This window comes from Streptomyces flavochromogenes (assembly GCF_000717595.1).
In the GTDB taxonomy this organism is placed as follows: Bacteria; Actinomycetota; Actinomycetes; order Streptomycetales; family Streptomycetaceae; genus Streptomyces; species Streptomyces flavochromogenes.
In genome coordinates, this window is the sequence record NZ_JNZO01000021.1 from 37,355 (window position 1) to 58,790 (window position 21,436).

Annotated in this window: 20 protein-coding genes; 8 read left to right on the plus strand and 12 right to left on the minus strand. The window is 73.5% G+C overall.

Annotated elements, in window-relative coordinates; genetic code table 11:
* Nucleotides 1–15: 15 nt before the first annotated feature.
* A complete protein-coding gene (gene yaaA / locus IF00_RS0125095; protein ID WP_030321658.1) occupies nt 16–783 on the plus strand; it encodes a peroxide stress protein YaaA in 768 nt (255 codons plus the stop codon).
* A 70-nt stretch (nt 784–853) separates the two neighbouring features.
* Nucleotides 854–1,510: a bifunctional 4-hydroxy-2-oxoglutarate aldolase/2-dehydro-3-deoxy-phosphogluconate aldolase gene (gene eda, locus IF00_RS0125100; RefSeq protein ID WP_030321661.1), complete on the plus strand. Its 657-nt coding sequence runs from the start codon at nt 854–856 to the stop codon at nt 1,508–1,510.
* On the opposite strand, the gene IF00_RS0125105 is transcribed toward eda, so the two are convergent.
* The 5 genes from IF00_RS0125105 to IF00_RS0125125 form a co-directional block, all read right to left on the minus strand.
* Complete coding sequence (locus IF00_RS0125105; RefSeq protein WP_030321662.1) at nt 1,491–2,297, minus strand: GNAT family N-acetyltransferase; 807 nt, start codon at nt 2,295–2,297, stop codon at nt 1,491–1,493. The two genes, eda and IF00_RS0125105, sit on opposite strands and share 20 nt — an antisense overlap.
* An 88-nt stretch (nt 2,298–2,385) precedes the next feature.
* Nucleotides 2,386–4,023: a bifunctional RNase H/acid phosphatase gene (locus IF00_RS0125110; RefSeq protein ID WP_030321664.1), complete on the minus strand. Its 1,638-nt coding sequence runs from the start codon at nt 4,021–4,023 to the stop codon at nt 2,386–2,388.
* A complete protein-coding gene (locus IF00_RS0125115; protein WP_209439794.1) occupies nt 4,023–4,766 on the minus strand; it encodes a zinc ribbon domain-containing protein in 744 nt (247 codons plus the stop codon). Before IF00_RS0125115 ends, IF00_RS0125110 begins: the two co-directional genes overlap by 1 nt.
* On the minus strand, nt 4,763–5,581 hold the full coding sequence (locus tag IF00_RS0125120; RefSeq protein WP_030321667.1) for a Nif3-like dinuclear metal center hexameric protein: 819 nt from the start codon (nt 5,579–5,581) through the stop codon (nt 4,763–4,765). The genes IF00_RS0125115 and IF00_RS0125120 overlap by 4 nt, the downstream gene beginning before the upstream one ends.
* A 132-nt stretch (nt 5,582–5,713) precedes the next feature.
* Nucleotides 5,714–6,748, minus strand: a complete 1,035-nt coding sequence (locus IF00_RS0125125) for an ABC transporter substrate-binding protein (RefSeq protein WP_030321669.1) — start codon at nt 6,746–6,748, stop codon at nt 5,714–5,716.
* 296 nt (nt 6,749–7,044) lie between these two features.
* Between IF00_RS0125125 and IF00_RS0125130 the strand changes: the two genes are divergently transcribed.
* Nucleotides 7,045–8,244, plus strand: coding sequence for a hypothetical protein (locus tag IF00_RS0125130; RefSeq protein ID WP_209439793.1), 1,200 nt, complete (start codon nt 7,045–7,047; stop codon nt 8,242–8,244).
* 48 nt (nt 8,245–8,292) lie between these two features.
* A complete protein-coding gene (locus IF00_RS47675) occupies nt 8,293–8,421 on the plus strand; it encodes a hypothetical protein (RefSeq protein WP_280922625.1) in 129 nt (42 codons plus the stop codon).
* Nucleotides 8,422–8,529: 108 nt separating this feature from the next.
* Here the strand turns inward: IF00_RS47675 and IF00_RS0125135 are convergent, their stop codons facing one another.
* From IF00_RS0125135 to IF00_RS0125145, 3 genes are read right to left on the minus strand one after another with little or no spacing between them, the layout of a single operon-like run.
* The gene (locus IF00_RS0125135) at nt 8,530–9,492 is read right to left on the minus strand and encodes a 3-oxoacyl-ACP reductase (RefSeq protein WP_030321675.1); all 963 of its coding nucleotides are present in this window, start codon (nt 9,490–9,492) and stop codon (nt 8,530–8,532) included.
* A 37-nt stretch (nt 9,493–9,529) separates the two neighbouring features.
* Nucleotides 9,530–10,606 (minus strand): Zn-dependent alcohol dehydrogenase, encoded by a 1,077-nt coding sequence (locus IF00_RS0125140; RefSeq protein ID WP_030321678.1) that lies wholly within the window; start codon nt 10,604–10,606, stop codon nt 9,530–9,532.
* Between the two features lie 45 nt (nt 10,607–10,651).
* The gene (locus tag IF00_RS0125145; protein ID WP_030321680.1) at nt 10,652–11,506 is read right to left on the minus strand and encodes a MaoC/PaaZ C-terminal domain-containing protein; all 855 of its coding nucleotides are present in this window, start codon (nt 11,504–11,506) and stop codon (nt 10,652–10,654) included.
* Nucleotides 11,507–11,781: 275 nt separating this feature from the next.
* On the opposite strand from IF00_RS0125145, the gene IF00_RS0125150 reads away from it, so the two are divergent.
* Genes IF00_RS0125150 through IF00_RS0125165 form a run of 4 tightly spaced genes read left to right on the plus strand, consistent with a single transcriptional unit; the run spans nt 11,782 to nt 15,212 of the window.
* Complete coding sequence (locus IF00_RS0125150) at nt 11,782–12,708, plus strand: ABC transporter ATP-binding protein (protein WP_030321681.1); 927 nt, start codon at nt 11,782–11,784, stop codon at nt 12,706–12,708.
* On the plus strand, nt 12,705–13,427 hold the full coding sequence (locus IF00_RS0125155) for an ABC transporter permease (protein ID WP_030321683.1): 723 nt from the start codon (nt 12,705–12,707) through the stop codon (nt 13,425–13,427). Before IF00_RS0125150 ends, IF00_RS0125155 begins: the two co-directional genes overlap by 4 nt.
* Before the next feature lie 10 nt (nt 13,428–13,437).
* Nucleotides 13,438–14,610 (plus strand): sensor histidine kinase, encoded by a 1,173-nt coding sequence (locus tag IF00_RS0125160; RefSeq protein ID WP_051820609.1) that lies wholly within the window; start codon nt 13,438–13,440, stop codon nt 14,608–14,610.
* A complete protein-coding gene (locus tag IF00_RS0125165) occupies nt 14,607–15,212 on the plus strand; it encodes a response regulator transcription factor (RefSeq protein ID WP_030321687.1) in 606 nt (201 codons plus the stop codon). The genes IF00_RS0125160 and IF00_RS0125165 overlap by 4 nt, the downstream gene beginning before the upstream one ends.
* A gap of 10 nt (nt 15,213–15,222) precedes the next feature.
* Here the strand turns inward: IF00_RS0125165 and IF00_RS0125170 are convergent, their stop codons facing one another.
* The 4 genes from IF00_RS0125170 to IF00_RS0125185 are packed head-to-tail and all read right to left on the minus strand — an operon-like array spanning nt 15,223 to nt 21,432.
* The gene (locus IF00_RS0125170) at nt 15,223–16,509 is read right to left on the minus strand and encodes a phospholipase D-like domain-containing protein (RefSeq protein ID WP_106975877.1); all 1,287 of its coding nucleotides are present in this window, start codon (nt 16,507–16,509) and stop codon (nt 15,223–15,225) included.
* A 10-nt stretch (nt 16,510–16,519) separates the two neighbouring features.
* Nucleotides 16,520–17,980, minus strand: coding sequence for an MFS transporter (locus IF00_RS0125175; protein WP_030321689.1), 1,461 nt, complete (start codon nt 17,978–17,980; stop codon nt 16,520–16,522).
* Nucleotides 17,981–18,029: 49 nt separating this feature from the next.
* Nucleotides 18,030–19,223, minus strand: a complete 1,194-nt coding sequence (locus IF00_RS0125180) for a lipid-transfer protein (RefSeq protein ID WP_030321691.1) — start codon at nt 19,221–19,223, stop codon at nt 18,030–18,032.
* Between the two features lie 13 nt (nt 19,224–19,236).
* Nucleotides 19,237–21,432: an acyl-CoA dehydrogenase family protein gene (locus IF00_RS0125185; protein ID WP_030321693.1), complete on the minus strand. Its 2,196-nt coding sequence runs from the start codon at nt 21,430–21,432 to the stop codon at nt 19,237–19,239.
* Between the last annotated feature and the right edge of the window lie 4 nt (nt 21,433–21,436).

Below are 21,436 nucleotides of genomic sequence, written 5' to 3' on the forward strand. Positions count from 1 at the left end.
CGAAGGAGAACCACCGTGCTCGTGCTGTTGCCGCCCTCCGAGGGCAAGGCCTCCTCGGGGCGCGGGGCGCCGCTCAAGCCGGAGTCGCTGTCCCTGCCGGGGCTCGCGGAGGCGCGGGCGGCGGTCCTGGACGAGCTGGTCGAGCTGTGCGCGGCCGACGAGGAGAAGGCGCGCGAGGTGCTGGGCCTGAGCGAGGGCCTGCGCGGCGAGGTCGCGAAGAACGTGGAGCTGCGGACGGCGGGCGCGCGGCCCGCCGGGGAGATCTACACGGGCGTGCTGTACGACGCGCTGGGTCTGGCGACCCTGGACCCGGCGGCCAGGCGGCGGGCGGGGCGGTCCCTGCTGGTCTTCTCCGGGCTGTGGGGCGCGGTGCGGGTGACCGACAGGATCCCGTCGTACCGCTGCTCGATGGGGGTCAGGCTGCCGGGGCTCGGGGCGCTGGGCGGGCACTGGCGGGGCGCGATGGCCTCCGTGCTGCCCGAGGCGGCCGGGGACGGGCTCGTCCTGGACCTGCGCTCGTCGGCGTACGCGTCGGCGTGGAAGCCGAAGGGCGAGGTGGCGGCGCGGACGGCGACGGTGCGGGTGCTGCACGCGCCGACCCGGAAGGTGGTCAGCCACTTCAACAAGGCGACGAAGGGCCGGATCGTCCGGAGCCTGCTGGAGGCGGGGGCGGGTCCGCGCTCGCCGGAGGAGCTGGTGGTGGCGCTGCGGGACCTGGGGTACGTGGTGGAGGAGAGCGGGAAGCCGGGGGCGCTCGACGTGCTGGTGGACGAGATCCACTGACCCCATCGCCTCATTGCACCCTGCGCAACGATCGTTGCGTGTGACGCTCGTCGTGGGCAGGATGAGGCCCATGACGAGCGTGTTCGACCTTGCCCCGGAAGCCTCTCCCGTACCGGTCGTCCCGGTGGTCGTGATCGAGGACGCCGCCGACGCCGTGCCGCTGGCCCGGGCCCTGGTGGCCGGCGGGCTGCCGCTCGTCGAGGTCACCCTGCGCACGCCGGCCGCGCTCGACGCCGTCCGCGCCATCGCGTCCGAGGTGCCGGACGCCGTCGTCGGCGCGGGGACGGTCGTCTCGGCGTCCGGGGTCGCGGACGCGGTCGGCGCCGGAGCACGGTTCCTCGTCAGCCCCGGGTGGACGGAGCGGCTGCTCGGCGCGATGCGCGACTCGGGCCTGCCCTTCCTCCCCGGCGTGTCGACGACCTCGGAGGTCGTGGCCCTGCTCGAACGGGGCGTGGAGGACATGAAGTTCTTCCCGGCCGAGGCGGCGGGCGGCGTCCCGTATCTGAAGTCCCTCGCGGGCCCGCTCCCCCGGGCCCGGTTCTGTCCGACGGGCGGCGTCTCGCTCGCCTCCGCCCCCTCCTACCTCTCCCTCCCGAACGTCGGCTGCGTCGGCGGTACGTGGATGCTGCCGCCCGACGCCCTCGCCGCCCGCGACTGGGCGCGGGTGGAGACGCTGGCGCGCGAGGCGGCGGCGCTGCGGGGGCCCGTCAGCGTGCGCCCCCGGTGAACCTCACACCCAGGTGGTCGGTCACCGGGCGGTAGCCGAGGCGCTGGTAGAGGGCATTGCTGGTGGGGTTGGAGAGGTCCGTGAAGAGCAGGACCTGAGGGGCGCCGGTGCCGGCCGCGATCCGGCTGATGGCCTCGGTGGCCCCTGCCGCGTATCCGTTGCCCCGCTCGGCGGGCGGGGTGTAGACGAGGTGGACGCGGGCCTGGCCCTCGATCGTGCGGGAGACGGCGGCCATCGAGACCGCGCGGCCGTCGGGCGTCTCCCAGAGGACGAGGCGGCCTTCGGAGATCCGCTCGGTGACGAAGCCGGTGTAGTCCTCGGCGGGCTCGTCGCCGATGGCCGTCGCGAACTCGCTCGTCCAGGCCGCGACGAGCGGGGTGTCGGCCTCGGTGGCCGTCCGGGGCCGGCCGGCCGGGGCCGGGTCCGGCGGGGTCAGCTCGCCGAGCCGGAAGAGCCGCATCCGGACGACGGGCGTCCAAGGGCGGCCGGAGGCCTTCGCGTACGCCTCCACCGCGGCCGTCTCCCCACGGACCTCCGTCGGCTCCTCGCCCGCGGGGAAGGCGAGCGCGAGGGCCGCCTCCTCCGTCGTCGCGCCGAGGTCGAGGGCCCCGGACGGGGAGACGGCGAGGACCCCGGTGACCAGGCCGTCGGGCTCGGCCCACCAGCCGAGCCGGTCGGCCCTGTCCATGAGGGTCAGCACGGCGGTGTTGCGCGCGGGCTCGGCGGCGAGGTGCGTGCCGGCCGCGGCACGGAAGGCGGCGGTGTCTTCGGTGAAGTGCCAGGTCATGACGGGATGGTGGTACGGGCCGGGGTCCCCGCGCCACCCCTGTGCGGTGCCTCGCCGCTCCCTTTGCGGTGTCCCGCCGCCTTCGCCCCTACCGGAGGTGGGAGGTGTCGTTGAGGAGCCGTACGGACGCGTTGCCGTCGGCGTAGTAGGCGACCGCCGAGATCGAGGCGGCCGACAGCTCCATCCGGAACAGCGACTCGGGCGGGGCGCCGAGCGCGAGCCGGATCAGGGTCTTGATCGGGGTGACGTGGGTGACGAGGAGGACGGTCCGGCCCGCGTAGGCGGCGGTGAGCCGGTCCCGGGTCGCGGCGACGCGGCGGGCGACGGTCGCGAAGCTCTCGCCTCCGCCGGTGGGCGCGGCCTTCGGCGAGGCGAGCCAGGCGTCGAGGTCCTCGGGGTGCCGCTCCCGCACCTCGCCGAACGTCAGTCCCTCCCAGGCGCCGAAGTCGGTCTCGCGCAGCCCCTGCTCGACGCGGACGTCGAGCCCGAGGCGACCGGCGACGGCGGCCGCGGTCTGCCGGCAGCGGGTGAGCGGCGAGCTGACGATCTCCTGGATGGTCCCGCGTGCGGCGAGGGCCTCCGCGACGGCCTCGGCCTGCCGGAGGCCGGCCGCCGAGAGCTCGGGGTCGGTTCCCCCACTGCCGGAGAACCGCTTCTCGGGGGTGAGCGCGGTCTCGCCGTGCCGGAGGAGCACGAAGGTGGCGGGCGCGCTCATGTCGGGGCCGGCGGACCAGCCTTGACCGGGAGCCGCCGTGGTGACGGAGGCCGGCGGCGCGGCCGGTGCGGGTGCGGACCCGGCGGCCGCAGGTACTGCGGCGCTCCCTGCGTCCCCGGGCCCGGTGGTTGCGGGCCCCGTGGTCGCGGGCCTGTCAGCCGCGGGCCCGGTGGTCGCGGGCCCCGCGGCCTCGGGCCCGGTGGTCTCGGTCGGTGCCGCCGCAGGCGCCGTGGCGGTCTCCAGCGCGTGGGTGCGCGCGGCGTGGCCGGTCGGGGCCAGGGCGCCCGCCTGCGCCTCGAAGTCTCCCGACGCCGGGGCCGCGAGGGCCTCCTCGGCGGCGAACAGGCCGTCGTCCTGGGCCGTCGGCGGCGCGACGGTGCCGGGCCAGGCGCCCGAGCCCGTGCCCGTACGGCCCGGGCCGAGGTCGCCGGCCGTGCCCGCCCCCGTCGCCAGGGCGGCGCGGGCCCGCGCCGCGCCCGCCGCCGCGTCGCCGGGCGGGCCCGACGGTGCCGGAGGGAGGGTCGCGGCGTTGCGGGCGGCCGCGGTGTCGAGGGCGGCCGTCGAGTCGGACGGCTCCCACTGGCGGCCGCGCTTGCCCGCGTCCATCGCCTCGTTCGCGAGCCGGTCCGCGTGCTTGTTGCGTTCGCGCGGGATCCACTCGTAGCGGACCCGGCCCGCCGGGAAGACCCGGCCCGCCTCGGCCGCGAGCGGCTTCATGTCCGGGTGCTTGATCTTCCAGCGGCCGGACATCTGCTCGACGACCAGCTTGGAGTCCATCCGGACGTGGACGGTGGCGTCGGGGAACAGTGACCGCGCCGCCTTCAGACCCGCCACCAGGCCCTTGTACTCGGCGACGTTGTTCGTCGCCACGCCGATGTACTCGGCCGCCTCCGCGAGCGTCTCGCCCGTCAGCGGATCCAGGACCACGGCGCCGTACCCGGCGGGCCCCGGGTTGCCCCGGGAACCGCCGTCCGCCTCGACGATCACCTCACGCGAGGACGACGACGTCATTACAGGCCGGACTCCGACGTGCGGACGAGGATCCGGCGGCAGTTCTCGCAGCGCAGGACCTCGTCCTTGGCGGCGGCACGGACCTCGTTGACCTCGGTGATGTTGAGCTCGATGTGGCAGCCCTCGCACTTGCGCTGGTACAGCCGGGCCGCGCCGACGCCGCCCTGCTGGACGCGCAGCTTCTCGTACAGCTTCAGCAGGTCCGCCGGGACGGTGCCCGCGACGAGCTCGCGCTCCTTCTCCACGGACGCCTCCTCGGCGGCGAGCTCGCCCTCGGCGGCGTCGCGGCGGGCGCTCGCGTCGTCCGTCTTGGCCTGGACGGCGGAGACCCGCTCGGTCAGCTCGGCGAGGCGCTCCTGCACGGACTCGCGGCGCTCCATGACCTCGAGGACGATCTCCTCCAGGTCGCCCTGGCGCTTGGCGAGGGAGACGATCTCGCGCTGGAGGTTCTCCAGGTCCTTCGGGGAGGACACGGCGCCCGAGTCGAGGCGCTGCTGGTCGCGCGTGGCCCGCTGGCGGACCTGGTCGACGTCCTGCTCGGCCTTGGTCTGCTCACGGCCGCAGTCGCTCTCCTCGGTCTGCGCGGCGACGAGCAGGTCACGCAGCTGGGTGAGGTCCTTGGTCAGCGACTCGATCTCGGCGTGCTCGGGCAGCGACCGGCGCTTGTGCGCGAGCTGCTGGAGGCGGACGTCGAGGGCCTGGACGTCGAGGAGGCGGATCTGGTCGGCGGGCGCGGCGTTCAGTTGGGGGCTCCAGGGGAGGTGTGGTGGGAGGACCAGGGGTCGGTGACCGTCTTCGAGATGTGGACGCGGAGGTCCCAGCCGTGACGGTCGGAAATCTCGTCGAGCTGGGCGGCGGCCTGCTCGCACCAGGGCCATTCGGTGGCCCAGTGGGCGGCGTCGACCAGGCCCAGAGGCGACTGCTGGGTCGCCTCGGAGACGGGGTGGTGGCGCAGGTCCGCGGTGAGGAAGACGTCCACGCCGGCGGCACGTACGGCGTCGAAGAGGCTGTCTCCGGAGCCGCCGCTGACGGCGACGCGGCGCACGGTCATGCCGGGGTCGCCCGCGACCCGGATGCCCTGCGCGGTGGCGGGCAGCCGCTTCGCCGCGCGGGCGGCGAACTCGGCGAGGGTCTCGGGGTGGTCGAGCTCGCAGATCCGGCCGAGGTTGTTCTCGGGCACCAGGGGGCCGGTGACCCGGAGGTCGAGCGCGCCGGCGAGGGCGTCGGAGACGCCGGGATCCGCGGTGTCGGCGTTGGTGTGCGCGACGTGGAGGGCGATGTCGTGCTTGATGAGGCGGTGCACGACGCGGCCCTTGAAGTGGCCGGCCGCGACGGTCGTCGTCCCGCGCAGATAGAGCGGGTGGTGGGTGACGATCAGGTCGGCGCCGAGGGCGATCGCCTCGTCGGCGATCTCCTCGACCGGGTCGACGGCGAAGAGCACACGGGTGACCTCGGCGTCGGGGTCACCGCAGACGGTGCCGACGGCGTCCCACGACTCGGCCCGCTCTGGTGGCCAGAGGGCGTCGAGCGCGGCGATGACTTCAGACAGACGGGGCACGAGGAAAGGCTACCTGGCTCGCCTTCGCGGCTGGTACCGCCGCCGTTGCGGTGCCGACGGCCGGCGGCCCCCGGCGCCGTCGGCCGGCGTCGGGGGCCGCTCGTCCACCGTCTGCTCGACGAGGGGCCCGTGCTACTTGACGAGGTAGCCGCGCAGGTCGTCGAGGACCGTGTTCGCGGCCGTCACGCCGAGGCCCAGGTACCAGGTCTCGTCCGGGACGTCCTTGGCCTGGCCGGCCTTGACGGCCTTGAGGTTCTTCCAGAGCGGGTTGGCCTGGGCAGTGTCCTTCTTGGTGGCCTTGGCCTCGCCGTAGACGCCGGTGAAGATCCAGTCGCCGTCGGCCTCGTCGATCTTCTCGGGGCTGATCTCGGCCGCGAGCTCGTCGATCTGCTGGTTCTCGGGCCGCGGCAGGCCGGTGTCCTCGAGGATGGTGCCGATGAAGGACGCCTTCGCGTACAGGCGGATCTTGCCGGGGAGGTAGCGGACCATCGAGACGGTCGGCTTGTTCGGGCCGATCTCCGTGCCGAGCTTCGCGGCCTTGGTCTCGTACGCGGCGAGCTTCTCCTCGGCCTGGGCGGTCCTGTCGAGCGCGGCGGCGTTGAGGAGGTAGTTCTCCTTCCAGGTGAAGCCCGGGCGGATGGAGAACACGGTCGGCGCGATCTTCGACAGCTCGTCGTACTTGTCCGCGGCGCGCAGCTGGCTGCCGAGGATCAGGTCGGGCTGGAGGTTGGCGATGGCCTCGAGGTTGAGGTTGTTGATCGTGCCGACGGACTTCGGGGTGCCGGCGTCCTTCTGGAGGTAGGCGGGGATGCCGTCGTCGCCTTCGGCGGGGGCGTAGCCGACGGGCTTGATGCCGAGGGAGACGACGTTGTCGAACTCGCCGACGTCGAGGACGACGACCCGCTTGGGGGCGGCCGGCAGCTCGGTCTTGCCGAGGGCGTGCGTCAGGGTGCGCGGGAACTGGCCGGCCTTGGCGTCCGTGCCCATGGCCGCGGTCTTCGCGGCGGCGTCGCCGAAGTCCTTGCCGCCGGTGGCGACGTCCTTCTTCTTGCCCGTGTCCTCCTTCTTGGAGGCGTCGGATGCTCCGTCGCCTCCTCCGCAGGCCGCGAGCGAGAGCGCGGCGGCGAGGGCGACGACGGCGGCGGTGCCGCGGCGGCGGAGGGACATGAGAAGGCTCCTGTACGTGTCCTGGCGGAGAGACGGGCGCGACCGGGCGGGAGGTGTGGGGGCTCCGTCCGGGACGACCGGCCGGAGCCGCAGATTCCGCCCGGGGCGCGCCCGGCCGGAGTCACAGCCTCCGTTTAGGTTCGCCTTACCTTACTCATCACGGGCAACTCCAGCACACGCGCCCCCCACCCCTCAGCCGAACCGCCGCACAGCCACCCTTATGTGTGAAGTGACCCTGCTCGTGTTGTTCGGCTGGAAGTGCGAAAACTAGCTTCATGGCCGGAGGTGACGAGTCGATGACAGCGTGTGCCATCGAGACCACGGCCGAAGACGACGACCGCGGCGGGGAGCACCCCGGCCGTGCCGCCCGGCCGACGGAGTTCACTACGGGTCTCACGATCACGGCGAACGGCGCGTACGCGGCCAGGCTCGCGGGCGACGGGGACGCCCTGTACGTGGAGAGGTGGACGCTCGACGGCCCGGAGCCGTACGCCGTCCCGCTCCCCCTCGACCAGCCGGAGGAGCCCGGTACCCAGCTGCTGCCCCTGGCCGACGGCCGGGTCCTGGTCGCCCGCCGCGTGGACGGGCGGCGGAACACGTTCTCGCTGCTCTATCCCACGGGACCCGCCACCGGGGAGCTCCGGCTCGGCGCCGTGGAGGCCCCGGGCTCCGAGCACCTGGTGCTGCTGCCGCCCTCGCCGGACGGCATCTGCGCGTACGCCCTGTGCGTCGGCCCCGACACGACCACGCTCTGGCTGGTCGCGGGCGGGGCCTTCGGGCCCGAGCAGGTCGCGGAGGTCAAGGGCCGGTGCGCGGGCGGCGTGTGGCTCGACCGTACGGGCCGGATACTGGCGCTCGACCGGCGGCTCGACGACGGGCCGGTGAAGGCGGTCGCCGTCGACCTGGAGCGGGGCGGGGAGGTGACGCCGCTGCTGCAGATCACCGAGGACAGCAACGACCGGCTGCTCCTCGCGGACCCGGACAGCGGGCTGCTCCTGATCCGTTCCGACGCGCCGTCACCGGGGCACGACCGGCTCGGCTGGGGCGTGCTCGGCAGTCTGCTGCCGGTGCGTTTCCCGGAGTGCCTGCGGCTCGACGACGCGGCGGTGACGCCGTTCGCCGTCCAGCCGGGGCAGGTTCTGATGCCCGAGACCTGCGCGGTCGCCCTGCGGATCGACGCGGCGGGCGGCAGCTGGGTGGGGACGTGGCAGCCCATGGCCCGCCGGATGGGCCAACTGGCCGCACCCGTGGGGTGGCTGGCCGGGGCGGGCCTGTGGACGGCCGGGGGCGTGCTCCGGCTGCCGTACGCGACGGCCGGGGCGCCCTGCGGTCTCGCGGACGTGGAGGCGCCGCCGGAGCCGGAACCCGAGGCGGTCGCGACGGGGGCTTCGACAGAGGCCTCGGCGGGGGCGGACGCGGCCGTCGGGGAGCCCCGGGTGTGCCGTCCCGTGCCGTTGCAGCAGGCTCCCCTCACGGACGGGAAACCCGCTGGCTAGACTCTCGGGCTGCACAGCACGACCGATGTCAACGGGGTGAGTTCGACCATGTCGGAAAACAGCACGACCGGGCAGCAGCCGAACGGTTCAGGCAAGCACCGCGGGGACGCCGCGCCGACGGAGGACTCCGCGTCCTCCCCGCACGGCCGCCACCGCCGCGAGCCCGTCTCGCAGTAACGCGCAGTACCAGGTCGGGCGAAGGGCCCCGGGTCACCCCCGGGGCCCTTCGTCTTCCCCACCATCCCCCCCGGCCGAGCCGCACCCCGGCCGGTGGTCACCCCCGGCTCAGCCCTTCTTCAGGCCGAGGACCTCCGACGCCGCGAAGGTCTCGCCCGCCGGGCGGGACGCGTAGTGCGGGGTCAGGAGGCCGTCCAGTTCCTCGTACGTGAACGCCTCCTTGGCCGTGTCGAACTTGGCCGCCACCCGCGGCCGGTCCACGATGGCGACCATCCCGCCGTGTACAACGAGCAGTTGGCCGTTGACCCCGGCCGCGGCCGGGGAGGCGAGGTAGCCGACGAGCGGCGCCACGTGCTCCGGGGACAGCGGGTCGAGGTCGCCCTCGGCCGTCGGCTCGGCGCCCCCCTTGTTCGCTGGGATGGCGGCGAACACGTCCTCCGTCATCCGGGTGCGCGCCCGGGGGCAGATGGCGTTCGCCGTCACCCCGTACCGGGCGAGCGCGAGCGCCGTCGACGTCGTCAGGCCCACGATCCCGCCCTTGGCGGCCGCGTAGTTCGGCTGGCCGGCCGAGCCGGCGAGGAAGGCCTCGGACGAGGTGTTGACGATCCGGCCGTACACGCCCGTCTCCCCCGCCTTGGCCCGGGTCCTCCAGTGCACCGCCGCGAAGTGCGTGGTGTTGAAGTGGCCCTTGAGGTGGACCCGTATGACCGAGTCCCACTCCTCCTCGCTCATCGAGAAGACCATCCGGTCGCGCAGGATGCCCGCGTTGTTGACCAGGACGTCCAGCTTGCCGAACTCGGCCACGGCCAGGTCGATCAGGGCCCGCGCCGTCTCGAAGTCGGCGATGTCGCCGAGGTGCGCGACCGCCCTGCCGCCCGTCGCGCGGATCTCCGCGGCGACCTCCTCGGCGGGTGCGGCGGAGGCCGCGCCCGAGCCGTCGCGACCCGGCTGCCCGTAGTCGTTGACGACGACGGCCGCGCCGAGCCGGGCCAGTTCCAGGGCCTCGGCGCGACCGAGCCCCCGGCCGGCGCCGGTGACGATCGCGCTCAGTCCCTCAAGAGGGAGTGACATGTGTCGCGGTCCTCTCAGATCTCGATGCGGGTACGGATCAGATCTCGATGCAGGTACGGAGCGCCGCTCCCGTCCGCATCTGTTCCAGGGCCTCGTTGATGCCCGCGAGCGGTACGCGGTGGGTGATGAGCGACTCCAGGTCGATGCGGCCCGCCCGCCAGAGCGCGATGGCCCGCTCGTAGGAGCGGAGCACGTCGCCGCCGCCGTACATGGAGGGCAGGATCCGCTTCTCGTCGAAGAACAGCTCGAACATGTTGAGCTGGAGGTTGTCGTCCATCGCGCCCGCGCCGACGACGCAGAGGGTGCCGCCGCGCCGGGTGTTCTCGTACGCGGTGCGGGCGGTGGCGGACTTGCCGACGACCTCGAAGACGTAGTCGAAGCCCTCGCCCGCGGTGATCCGCTGCTTGGCGTCGGCGAGCGCGTCCGGGGCGACCGCCTCGGTGGCGCCGAAGCGCAGCGCGGCCTCGCGGCGCGACTCGACGGGGTCGACGGCGACGATCTGGGCGGCGCCCTGCAGCTTGGCGCCCTGGATCGCGGAGATGCCGACGCCTCCGCAGCCGATGACGGCGACCGACGATCCGGCCTCCACCTTGGCCGTGTTGATGGCGGCGCCCAGGCCGGTGGTGACGCCGCAGCCGATCAGGGCGGCGATGTCGAAGGGCACGTCGTCGGGGATCGGGACGGCGCAGCCCGCGTCGACGACGACCTCCTCGGTGAAGGTGCCGGTGCCGGCGAAGCCGAAGACGTCACCGCCGGGGCGCTTGAAGTTGGGCGTGCCGGCGTTCATGAACCCGGCCAGGCAGAGCTGGGTCTGGCCGCGCTTGCAGGCGGGACAGCTGCCGCAGGCGGGCAGCCAGCAGAGCAGCACCCGCTGGCCCTGGGTGAGCCCGGTGACGCCGTCGCCGACGTCGAGGATCTCGCCCGCGCCCTCGTGGCCGGGGATGAACGGGGCGGGCTGCGGGAGAACGCCGCTCATCGCGGAGACGTCGGAGTGGCAGAGGCCGGTGGCCCGGACCCGGATCCTCACCTTGCCGGGGCCGAAGCCCACCGCCTCGACGTCGTCGACGACTTCGAGCTTGTCCTGGCCGATCTCGTGCAGTACGGCTGCGCGCATGGTGCGGCTCCCTCCGGTAGGGCTCTACGAGTGCCGGGGATGGATCTACGAGTGTTCGACGAGGGTGTCGGCGAGCACGGGAGCGTCGTCGCGCTCCACCGCCGTCACGGTCACCTGGACACGGCCCTCGTCGGCCCACATCCGGATGCGCAGGGTCTCGCCGGGGAAGACGATCCCGGCGAATCGGGTGCGGTACGAGCGGACCCGTGTGACGTCACCGCCCAGCACCGCGTCCACGACCGCCTTGAGGGTCATGCCGTACGTGCAGAGTCCGTGCAGGATCGGCCGCTCGAAGCCGGCGAGTTTCGCGAACTCGGGGTCGGCGTGGAGGGGGTTCCAGTCGCCGGAGAGCCGGTAGAGGAGCGCCTGCTCCTCGCGTACCGGTCGCTCGACGGTCCTGTCGGGCTCGCGGTCGGGGAGCGCGAGGCGCTCGGAGGGGCCGCGGTCGCCGCCCCAGCCGCCTTCCCCGCGCACGAAGATCTGGGCGTCGCTGGTCCAGAGCGGGCCGTCGGCGTCGGAGGCCTCGGAACGCAGGACCAGGACGGCCGCCTTGCCCTTGTCGTACACGGCGGCGACGCGGGAGGTGGAGACGGCGCGGCCGGCGACGGGGACGGGGCGGTGGAGGGTGACCGTCTGGCCGCCGTGCAGGACGGCGGCGAGGTCGATGTCGATGCCGGGGGCGGAGAGCCCGCCGACGACGCCCATGCCGGCGCCCGCGACGGTCGCGAAGCTGGGCAGGACGTGGAGCCTGGATTCGAGGGTGTACCGGAGCTCGTCGGGGTCGGTCGCCGGGATTCCGGCGCCGAGTCCCAGGTGGTAGAGCTGGACGTCCTTGTGGTCCCAGGAGATCTCGGCGCTGCGGGGTTCGGCGGCGACGGCCTTGGCGGGGTCGATGGGCATCGGGCTGCTGCTCCTCGTGGCGGTGAAGACCTCGGCGCGGCCGTCCGCACCGTCGGCCGCACCGAGGCCGTGCGGGGACCGTCCCGTACGCGGCCGTTCTAGAACGCGTTCTAGGTCGGTGATCCCCATGTATAGCCGAGGCGGAGGGAGTTGGGAACCCTCCCGACGGCCCTCACCTGACGGTACGTCAGGAATGCCGCCCGGTACATTTGTCACCGCCAGGTCCGTACGTGTACGCCTGCCCGGGCGGGCGCCCGCTTCGTAGCGTCGTACCCATGACGAAGGACCTCAGGAACGAACCCGCGATCGCCTTCCGGGCCGCGACCAGGACATTCGGCACCGCCGTGCGCGCCGTCGACGGAATCGACCTCACCGTCCGGCGCGGCGAGACGGTCGCCCTGCTCGGCCGCAACGGCGCCGGGAAGTCGACGGCCATCGCCCTGCTCCTCGGCCTCGACGAGCCCGACAGCGGCCGGGTCGAACTCTTCGGCGGCACACCGGACCGTGCCGTCGCGGCCGGGCGGGTCGGCGCGATGCTCCAGGAGGGCCGGCCTGTCCCCCGCGTCACCGTCCACGAGCTGGTCGCCTTCGTCGCCCGGACCTACCCGGCGCCGATGCCGGTCGCGGAGGCGCTGGCGCTCGCCGGGCTCGGCGAGCTCGCGGGCCGCCGGGTCGACGAGCTCTCGGGCGGCCAGACGCAGCGGGTCCGGTTCGCCGTCGCCCTGGTCGGGAACCCGGAGCTGATCGTCCTGGACGAACCGACGGCGGCGCTCGACGTCGAGGCGCGCCAGGAGTTCTGGCACTCGATGCGGGGCTACGCGCGCCGGGGCAACACCGTGCTCTTCTCCACCCACTACCTGGAGGAGGCCGACGCTTACGCCGACCGGATCGTCGTCCTCGACTCCGGCCGGATCCTCGCAGCGGGGACGAGCGAGGAGCTCAAGCGGGCCGCCGGGGGAAACCTGGTCTCCTTCGACCTGGCGGGCGGCCCGACGGAGTGGCTCGGCCTGCTGCCCGGCGTCACCTCGTACGAGGTGAGGGGCGACCGTGCCCGGCTGCGTACCGGGGACTCCGACGGGACCGTACGGGCGCTGGCGGAGCGGGACGCGGTCAGACGCCTCGAAGTCACCCCGGTCTCCCTGGACGACGCCTTCCTCGCCCTGACGCAGAGCCCCCTCACCACTCTGGAGACGGTCCGATGATCACCGCGTACGTACGGCTGGAAGTGCGCAGGACCCTGCGCGACGCCGGATTCGTCATCTCGACGATCGGGGTGCCGGTGATGATGTACCTCCTCTTCACCAACCTCGGCGACGGGGACGACGGCGCGTACAAGAAGGCCGCGATGGTCGGGATGGCGGCGTACGGGGCGCTCGGCGCCGCGCTCTCCCTCGGTACGGGCGTCGCCGAGGACAAGTCCACGGGCTGGCTGAGGCAGCTGCGGATCACGCCCATGACGCCCCGGCAGGTGGTGACGGGCCGCGCCCTGACCGGTTCGGTCGTCGTCCTGCCGGCCATCACGGGGGTCCTGGTGGCGGGCGGTCTGGCCAACGGCGTGCGCATGGCGGCCTGGCAGTGGGGCGCCGTCGCCGTCACGCTCTGGCTCGGCTCGCTCCCGTTCACCCTGCTCGGCCTCGGCAACGGCTACCGGCTCACGGCGCAGACGACCGGCGTCGTGAACGTCGCCTGCAACCTGGGGCTCGCGGTGGTCGGCGGGCTGTGGTTCCCCGTCGTGCTCTTCCCCGACTGGCTCCGCACCGTCTCGGAGCTCACACCGACGAACCGTTTCGCCGAGCTTGGTGTGGCGGTGACGGAGGGGACGGCGCCGGGGGCGGCGACCCTGGTCGTGCTGCTCGGATGGGCGGCGCTCTTCGGCACGTACGCGGCGGTCTCGTACCGTCGTTCGGCCAGGACGGTATGAGGGGGCGGCTGTGAGGAACATCCGGCGAGGCATCAAGGCGCTGCGCGACCAGCAGCAACGGGAGCGGGGCCCGAACGGGCTCAGCCTCCTCCCCTGGCTGCTGATGGGCTTGGGCGCGCTCTCCCACCTGCTCGGCGGCCAGGCCCCGAACCCGTGGATCGGCGGACTCGGCCTCCTCGCCTTCAACACCCTCTACATCGCGATCGTCTTCCGCGCCTGCCACCCGCCCAGCCGGGAGACCCCGCTGACCTGGGGACTCCTCGCCACGCTCGGCGCGCTGACCTTCGGGCTCGCCATCGGTTACGGGAGGGAGTGGCTGCTGCTCTTCCCGCTCCTGGGCCTCGCGGTCGGGGCGGTGGTGCGGCACGGGAGGCTCCTGCGGTGGGTCAGCCCCCCGCTGGTCGTGGCGGTGGGGGCCGTGACGTTCTGGCGGGACGGCTGGGGTTCGATCGGCGTCGTGTACGGCACGTTCATGTCCGTGATGGTGACGGCGGCGATCCTCGCGCTCGACGAATCGGTCCGGCAGCTGCGGGCGACCCGGGAGGAACTGGCCAGGGCGGCCGTCGAGAAGGAGCGGCTGCGGTTCTCCCGCGACCTGCACGACCTGCTCGGCCACACGCTCTCGGTGATCGTGGTGAAGTCGGAGGTCGTACGCCGTCTCGCACCGCGCGACCTCGACGCGGCCCTCGCCCAGGTGGCGGACATCGAGGCGGTGGGCCGGCAGGCGCTCACCGAGATCAGGGAGGCCGTCACCGGCTACCGCGAGGGCAGCCTCGCCACCGAGCTGGACCGGGCGCGCGACGCGCTGACCACCGTCGGCATCGAACCGGTCGTACGCCGCTCGGGCCCGCTCCTGGAACCGCAGACGGAGGCCCTGCTCAGCTGGGTGGTCCGGGAGTCCACGACGAACGCGGTACGGCACAGCGGCGCGTCCCGCTGTGTGTTCACCCTCGACGGCACCGCCGAGCGGGTCCGCCTCACGGTCACCGACGACGGCCGGGGCCCGCTCGCCGTCGGTGACGCCACCCCGGGCAGCGGTCTGCGGGGCCTGCGCGAGCGGGTCGCGGCGGCAGGCGGCACTCTTGAGTCGGGACCCGCTCCGCGGGGCGGGTTCCGGGTCACCGCGGAGCTCCCCGCGGAGACCCCCGGCCCGCACGACTGCGAGGGGGAGCCGACGACATGATCCGTCTGCTGCTGGCGGAGGACCAGGGGATGATGCGCGGGGCGCTGGCCCTGCTGCTCGGGATGGAGCACGACATGGAGGTCGTCGCGCAGGTCGGGCGGGGCGACGAGATCGTGGACGCGGCGCTGCTCGCGCGCCCCGACGTCGCACTGCTCGACATCGAACTGCCGGGCCGCTCGGGTCTGGACGCGGCGGCGGACCTGCGCACGGAGGCCCCGGACTGCCGGGTCCTGATCCTGACGACCTTCGGCCGCCCCGGGTATCTCCGCCGGGCGATGGAGGCGGGCGCCGCGGGCTTCCTGGTGAAGGACGGCCCCGTCGAGGAGCTGGCCGAGTCGATCCGTCAGGTCCTGCGGGGCGAGACGGTGATCGACCCGGCCCTCGCGGCCGCGGCGCTCGGTGCGGGGCCCAACCCGCTGACGGCCCGCGAACGGGACGCCCTGGCCGCCGCGGTGGACGGCGCGACGATCGCGGACATCGCGGCGACCCTCCACCTCTCGGAGTCGACGGTCCGCAACTACCTGTCGTCGGCGATCGGCAAGACCGGCACGCGCAACCGCATGGAGGCGGTCAGGGCCGCCCGCAGGCAGGGGTGGCTGTAGGCCCTGACGCCTACAGGCCCGCGAGAGCGGCCGCGCGCTGGGCCTCGAAGTTCCCCACGTACGCGTCGAAGACCGTCGCGTCCTCGTACTTGAGCAGCGCCTCGTCGTTGTACTTGAGCGCCGTCGTCGTGTAGGTGTGGCTGCCGGTGAAGACGATCTTCTTGTCCACGCCGCCGTAGTACGTGCCCTCGACCAGCAGGTACTTGGTGTGGGAGTCGGAGCCGCCGCGCTTGTCGTTGTCGAGCTGGTGCAGGGTGATGCGGCCCTTGCCCGTCACCGGCCTGGTCAGCCAGTTGGCCACCTGTCCCATGGGCGTGTCGTCGGCCGTCCAGTTGTCGAGCGACCGGTAGACGACCTCGATGTCGCAGCCCGCGTTGGCGAGTTCCCACAGCTTCCTGGCCACCTCGGTGCGGGTGATGTGGCCCTGGGCGATGCGGATCTTCGTACGTCCGTCCGCGGTGCCGACGCCCGGGGAGTTGCCCGCGCAGGAGTCCGGGGTGCCGACCGGCGCCACCGTCCCGAGGATGTTGACGACCGTGTCGGTGCTGGACCGCGGGAAGAAGTAGACCTTCGCCTTGCCCGCCTGGGTGTCGTGCGCGTAGTCCGCGACCTGGGGTGTCTGCCCGATGGCGGCCGCCGCCTGGTCGCCGAAGTACCGGGTGTACGCGTCGAACAGTTCCGCGTTGTCGGCGACGGTCAGCGCGTCGTTCCACCAGTCGTCGGTGTCGTTGCTCGTGAGGTTCCCTGAGCCCTGCACCACGACGTTGTCGACCGGGACGGTGCCCTTGCCCTTGGTGCGGGAGAACAGGAAGAACTTGTTGTGGTTGACGTTGTCGTACGTGCCGTTCGGGTCCGCCGCCGTGGTGCCCGGGTCCAGGGCCAGGCAGGCTTCCTCCGCCTTGCAGCCGCGGACCCAGGAGTCGGGGCTGCCCGCCGGATCGGCCAGCCGGCTCTTCAGGGTGTCGAGCCCCGTGGATTTGCTGTCGTTGTCGACGACGACCTGGACGGTGACGCCCCTCTTGTGGGCGTCGCCCAGCTTGTTGGCCAGGTAGACGGACTGGTACAGGTACAGGGAGATCCGGATGGTCGACCCGGCCTCCGCACCGTCGACGAGGCCCGCCAGGTGGGAGAGGATCCGCCCCCTGGCGGAGGCGTCCGTGCTGTTGGGGTCGTTGAAGACAGCGCCGGTGGTCACGGCCAGGACCGGTTCCGCCGAGGCCGACGGCGCGACGAGGAGGGACGCACCGACGGCCAGCGCGGTCACGGAGGTTCTGAGCTTGTTCTTGATCGATATCACCCGGGCATTGTCACCCGCGGCGCGCCATGGTCCTGGCCGGCTTCGGGAGCCACAGGAGCATCAGCGCCGCCGCCCCGATCAGCACGCCCGTCGCCACCCGGAAGGCCATCGCGTACCCCGGGACCAGGGACGACGGGTCGGGTGCTCCCGAGGTGACGGCGGGGGTGGCCGCCGCGGCGATCGTCGAGAGGACCGCGAGGCCCAGCGCGCCGCCCATCGTGCGGGAGGTGTTGACCAGGCCCGAGACGAGGCCCGCGTCGGACGGGGCGGCGCTGGAGGTGGCGAGGGCGGCCAGCGGGGTGGTGGCCAGACCGAGGCCGGCCATCATCAGGATGCCGGGGCCCAGGATCGTCCCGAGGAAGGTGCCGTCGGCCGTGAGCGTCGACTGCCAGGCGAAACCCGCCGCCCCGACGAGGGCGCCGATGACGGCGAGGTTCCGGGCGCCGACGGCCGGCATCAGATGGGGGGCCAGTTTGGAGCCGATGACGACGCTGAGGGAGCTGGGGACCAGGGCGAGACCTGCCTGGAGCGGGGTGTACGCGAGGACGCTCTGCGCGTAGGTGGTCATGAAGAACCACATGCCGAAGGAGCTCGAACCGCACAGCAGGATCGCCACGTTGGCCGCCGACACCGCGCGCGTACGGAAGATGCTCAGCCGCATCAGCGGCTCCGCCGTGCGCGCCTCCACCACCACGAAGACGCCGAGGAGCGCCAGACCGCCGAGGAGCGTGAGCAGGGTCGCCGGGGCCGTCCAGCCCGCCTCCTCGGTCTGGACGATGCCGTACGCGAGGGTGGCGAGCCCCGCGGTGACGAGGACCGCGCCCGGCAGGTCGAGGCGGCGGCCCGCGCCGGTGCGGGACTCGCGGAGCCAGAGCAGCGCTGCCACGAGGACGAGGACGCCGACGGGGACGTTGATGAGCAGGACCCAGCGCCACGACAGCAGGTCGACGAGGACGCCGCCGACGAAGCCGCCCGCCGCGCCGCCGGCCGCGCCGACCGCCGTCCAGGTGCCGATGGCCCTGGTGCGGGCGGCTCCGGCGGGGACGGCGGCGGTGATCAGGGTCAGGGTGGCGGGCGAGAGGACGGCGGCGCCGAGGCCCTGCACGGCGCGGGCGGCGACGAGCTGCCAGCCTTCCTGGGCGAGGCCGCCCGCCACCGAGGCCGCGGTGAAGAGGCCGAGCCCGAGCAGGAACATCGCCTTCCGTCCGTAGAGGTCGGAGGCGCGTCCGCCGAGCAGCATGAAGCCGGCGAAGGCGATGGCGTAGGCGTTGAGGACCCATTGCAGACCGAGCGCCGAGAGTCCGAGGTCGGTCCGCATCGACGGCAGCGCCACGTTCACGACGGAGACGTCGAGGACGACGAGGAACTGGCCCGCGCAGGCGGTCAGGACGACCGCCCAGGCGCGGGGCGCGGGCAGGGAGGCAGGGGTGGTGGGGGGCGTCCGTAGGGAGTCGGATTCGGTCTGCGGCATGAATGTGATGGTCGCAGACCGTATCCGCCCCGTACATGGGGATAAGGTCCTACGCCTTCCGCAGCAGCGTCACCGCCGCCGCACCGCCCAGGCCGATGTTGTGCGCGAGGCCGACCCGCGCCCCCGCCACCTGCCGGGCCCCCGCCTCGCCGCGCAGCTGCCAGACGAGTTCGGCGGCCTGTGCCAGGCCCGTCGCGCCCAGCGGGTGGCCCTTGGAGATGAGGCCGCCCGAGGGGTTCACGACCCAGCGGCCGCCGTACGTCGTCGCGCCGGACTCGACGAGCTTGCCGGAGGCGCCCTCCTCGCACATGCCGAGCGCCTCGTACGTGAGGAGTTCGTTGATGGAGAAGCAGTCGTGGAGTTCGATCACGTCGACGTCCTCGATGCCGAGCCCGGAGCGCTCGAAGGCCTGCCGGGCGGCGGCCCGGGACATCGGGCGGCCGACGGCGTCGATGCAGGAGCCCGAGGCGAAGGACTCCTCGGTGTCGGTGGTCATCGCCTGCCCGGCGATCTCCACCGCCCGGTCCCGCAGCCCGTGTGCGTCGACGAAGCGCTCGGAGACGACGAGGGCGGCCGCCGCGCCGTCCGAGGTGGGCGAGCACTGGAGCTTGGTGAGCGGCCGGTGGACGGTCTTCGCGGCGAGGATCTCGTCGACCGTGTAGACGTCCTGGAACTGGGCGTTGGGGTTGTTCGCCGAGTGCTGGTGGTTCTTGGCGCCGACGGCCGCGAGCTGCACCTCGGTCGTCCCGTACCGCTCCATGTGCTCGCGGGCGGCGTTGCCGAAGATCTGCGCGGTGGGCGGGCTCGCCTCGAAGCCGTGGCCGGCGGCCATGATCCCGTAGTGCCGGGCGACGGGCGACGTCTTGAAGTCCCCGGAGCCGGACCCGCCGCCGAGCGCGCCCCGGCTCATCTTCTCGAAGCCGAGCGCGAGGACGCAGTCGGCGATGCCGCCCTCGACGAACTGGCGGGCGGTCATGAGGGCGGTGGAGCCGGTCGCGCAGTTGTTGTTGAGGTTGTAGACGGGGATGCCGGAGAGCCCGAGTTCGTACACGGCGCGCTGTCCGGCGGTGGAGGCCTGGAAGCAGTAGCCGACGGCGGCCTGCTCCACGCGCGCGTAGGGGATGCCCGCGTCGGCGAGGGCGGCTGTTCCGGCCTCCTTGGCCATGTCCCAGTACTGCCAGTCCCGGGTCTCGGGCTTCTCGAACTTGGTCATTCCGACACCGACGACGTACGCCTTGCCCATCTTCGGTTCCCCCTCAGTCTCTCGGCAGGCCGAGCAGCCGCTCGGCGACGACATTGAGCTGTACCTGTGTGGTGCCGCCCGCGATGGTGAGGCAGCGGGACATGAGCAGGCCGTGGACGGCCCGTTCGCCGGGGCCCTCGCGCACGGCGCCTTCGGGGCCGAGGAGTTCGAGGGTGAGTTCGGCGAGTCTCTGCTGGTGGAGGGTCTGGACGAGCTTGCGGACGCTGGCGCCCGCGCCGGGTTCGAGCCCGGACACCTGGAGCAGGGTGGTGCGCAGGCCGATGCACGCGAGCGCGTGCGCTTCGGCGAGCAGGGCGCCGATCCGTACCCGAACAGAGCTGTCGACCCGGTCCGCCCGGGCGATGACGGCTTCGAGGCCGGTGTCGAAGGCGACCTGGTCGGCCATGTGGACGCGTTCGTTGCCGAGGGTGTTGCGGGCGACCCGCCAGCCGTCGTCGACCTCGCCGACGACGGCGTCGGCGGGGAGGATCGCGTCGTCGAACCAGACCTCGTTGAAGAGGGATTCCCCGGTGATCTCCTTGAGCGGCCGTACGTCGATCCCGGGGGTGTTCCGCATGTCGACGAGGAAGTAGGTGAGGCCCTTGTGCTTGGGGGCGGCCGGGTCGGTACGGGCCAGCAGGATGCCGTGATGGGCCCACTGGGCGGCGCTCGTCCACACCTTCTGGCCGTTGATCCGCCAGCGGCCGTCCTCGGTCCGCTCGGCGCGGGTACGGAGGGAGGCGAGGTCGGAGCCGGCGCCGGGCTCGGAGAAGAGCTGGCACCAGAGGCGCTCGCCGCGCAGGGTCGGGCCGAGGTGCTCGTCCTGCTGGGCGGGGGTGCCGTGGGCGAGGAGGGACGGCACGACCCAGGTGGCGATGCCGAGCCCGGCGACGGTGATCCCGGCCTCGTCCAGTTCCCGCTGGACGGCGAGCTGCTGGAGGGGACCGGCGCCGAGGCCGTACGGCTCCGGGAGGTGCGGGGCTGCGTAGCCGGTGGGGGCGAGGGCGCGGCGGGCGGCGGCGGGGTCGAGTCCGGCGGCGGGGGCGACGGCCTCGCGGGCGGCCTCGCGGTACGGGTCGGCCTCGGGAGGCAGGTCGAGGCGGATGCCGCGCCTGACGCCGGTGGCGGCGTGCCGGAGGGCGGTGAGCCGGTGCCGGTCGCCGGTGCCGAGGAGCTGGCGGGCGACGAGGGCGCGGCGGAGCAGCAGGTGGGCGTCGTGCTCCCAGGTGAACCCGGTGCCGCCGAGGATCTGGATGCAGTCCTTGGCGCAGGTGAAGGCGGTGTCGAGGGCGGTGGCGGCGGCGAGCGCGGCGGTGAGGGACCGGGCGTCGTCGTCCGCCGCCCTGGCGGCGTCCCAGGTGAGGGCGCGGGCCTGTTCGAGCCGTACGAGCATGTCGGCGCAGAGGTGCTTGACGCCCTGGAACTGTCCGATGGGGCGGCCGAACTGTTCGCGGCTTCGGGCGTGTTCGGCGGCGGTCTCGACGGCGCGGGCGGCGGTGCCGCAGGCGTCGGCGGCGAAGAGGACGGCGGCGAGGTCGTGGACGAGGGCGGTGTCGAGGGGGAGCTCGCGGGCGGCGGGGACGTGGCGGGTGCGGGCCGTGATCTCGGCGGTGGGGCGGGTGGGGTCGGCGCTCTCGTGGGGCCGGACGGCGAGGCCGTCGGTGTCGACGGCGAGCCAGACGGAGCCGTCGGCGGTGGCGGCGCGCAGGATGACGAGATCGGCCTGGGCGCCGCCGAGGACGGGGGGCGCGGCGCCGTCGAGGAGGTGGCCGCCGACGGTGCGGACGGCGGTGAGGGTGCCTGGGCCGCTGCTGTCCGGGCCGCCGCCGGTCCCGGTCCCGCCGAGGGCCACGGCCCCGATCCGCTCCCCGCGCGCGAGGGCGCCGGCGAGCTCGTCCTGCCCGGCCCTGCGGAGCAGCTCGGCGGCGAGGACGGAGGGCAGATAGGGCCCCGGCAGCAGCGCCCTGGCGGCCTCCTCCACGATCACGGCGAGGTCCCCGAGGTCGCCGCCCCCTCCCCCGTACTCCTCGGGAAGATGGACCCCCAGGAGTCCCTGCCCGGCGGCGGCGTCCCAGTAGGCCGGCCGTCCGGTCGCCGTGTCGGGGACGTCCAGGTGCTTGCGGACCTCCTCGGACGGTACGGCGCGGTGGAGCCAGCCCCGGACGGATCGGGCGAGCTCCCGCTGTTCGTGCGTGATGGCGATGCCCATGCGC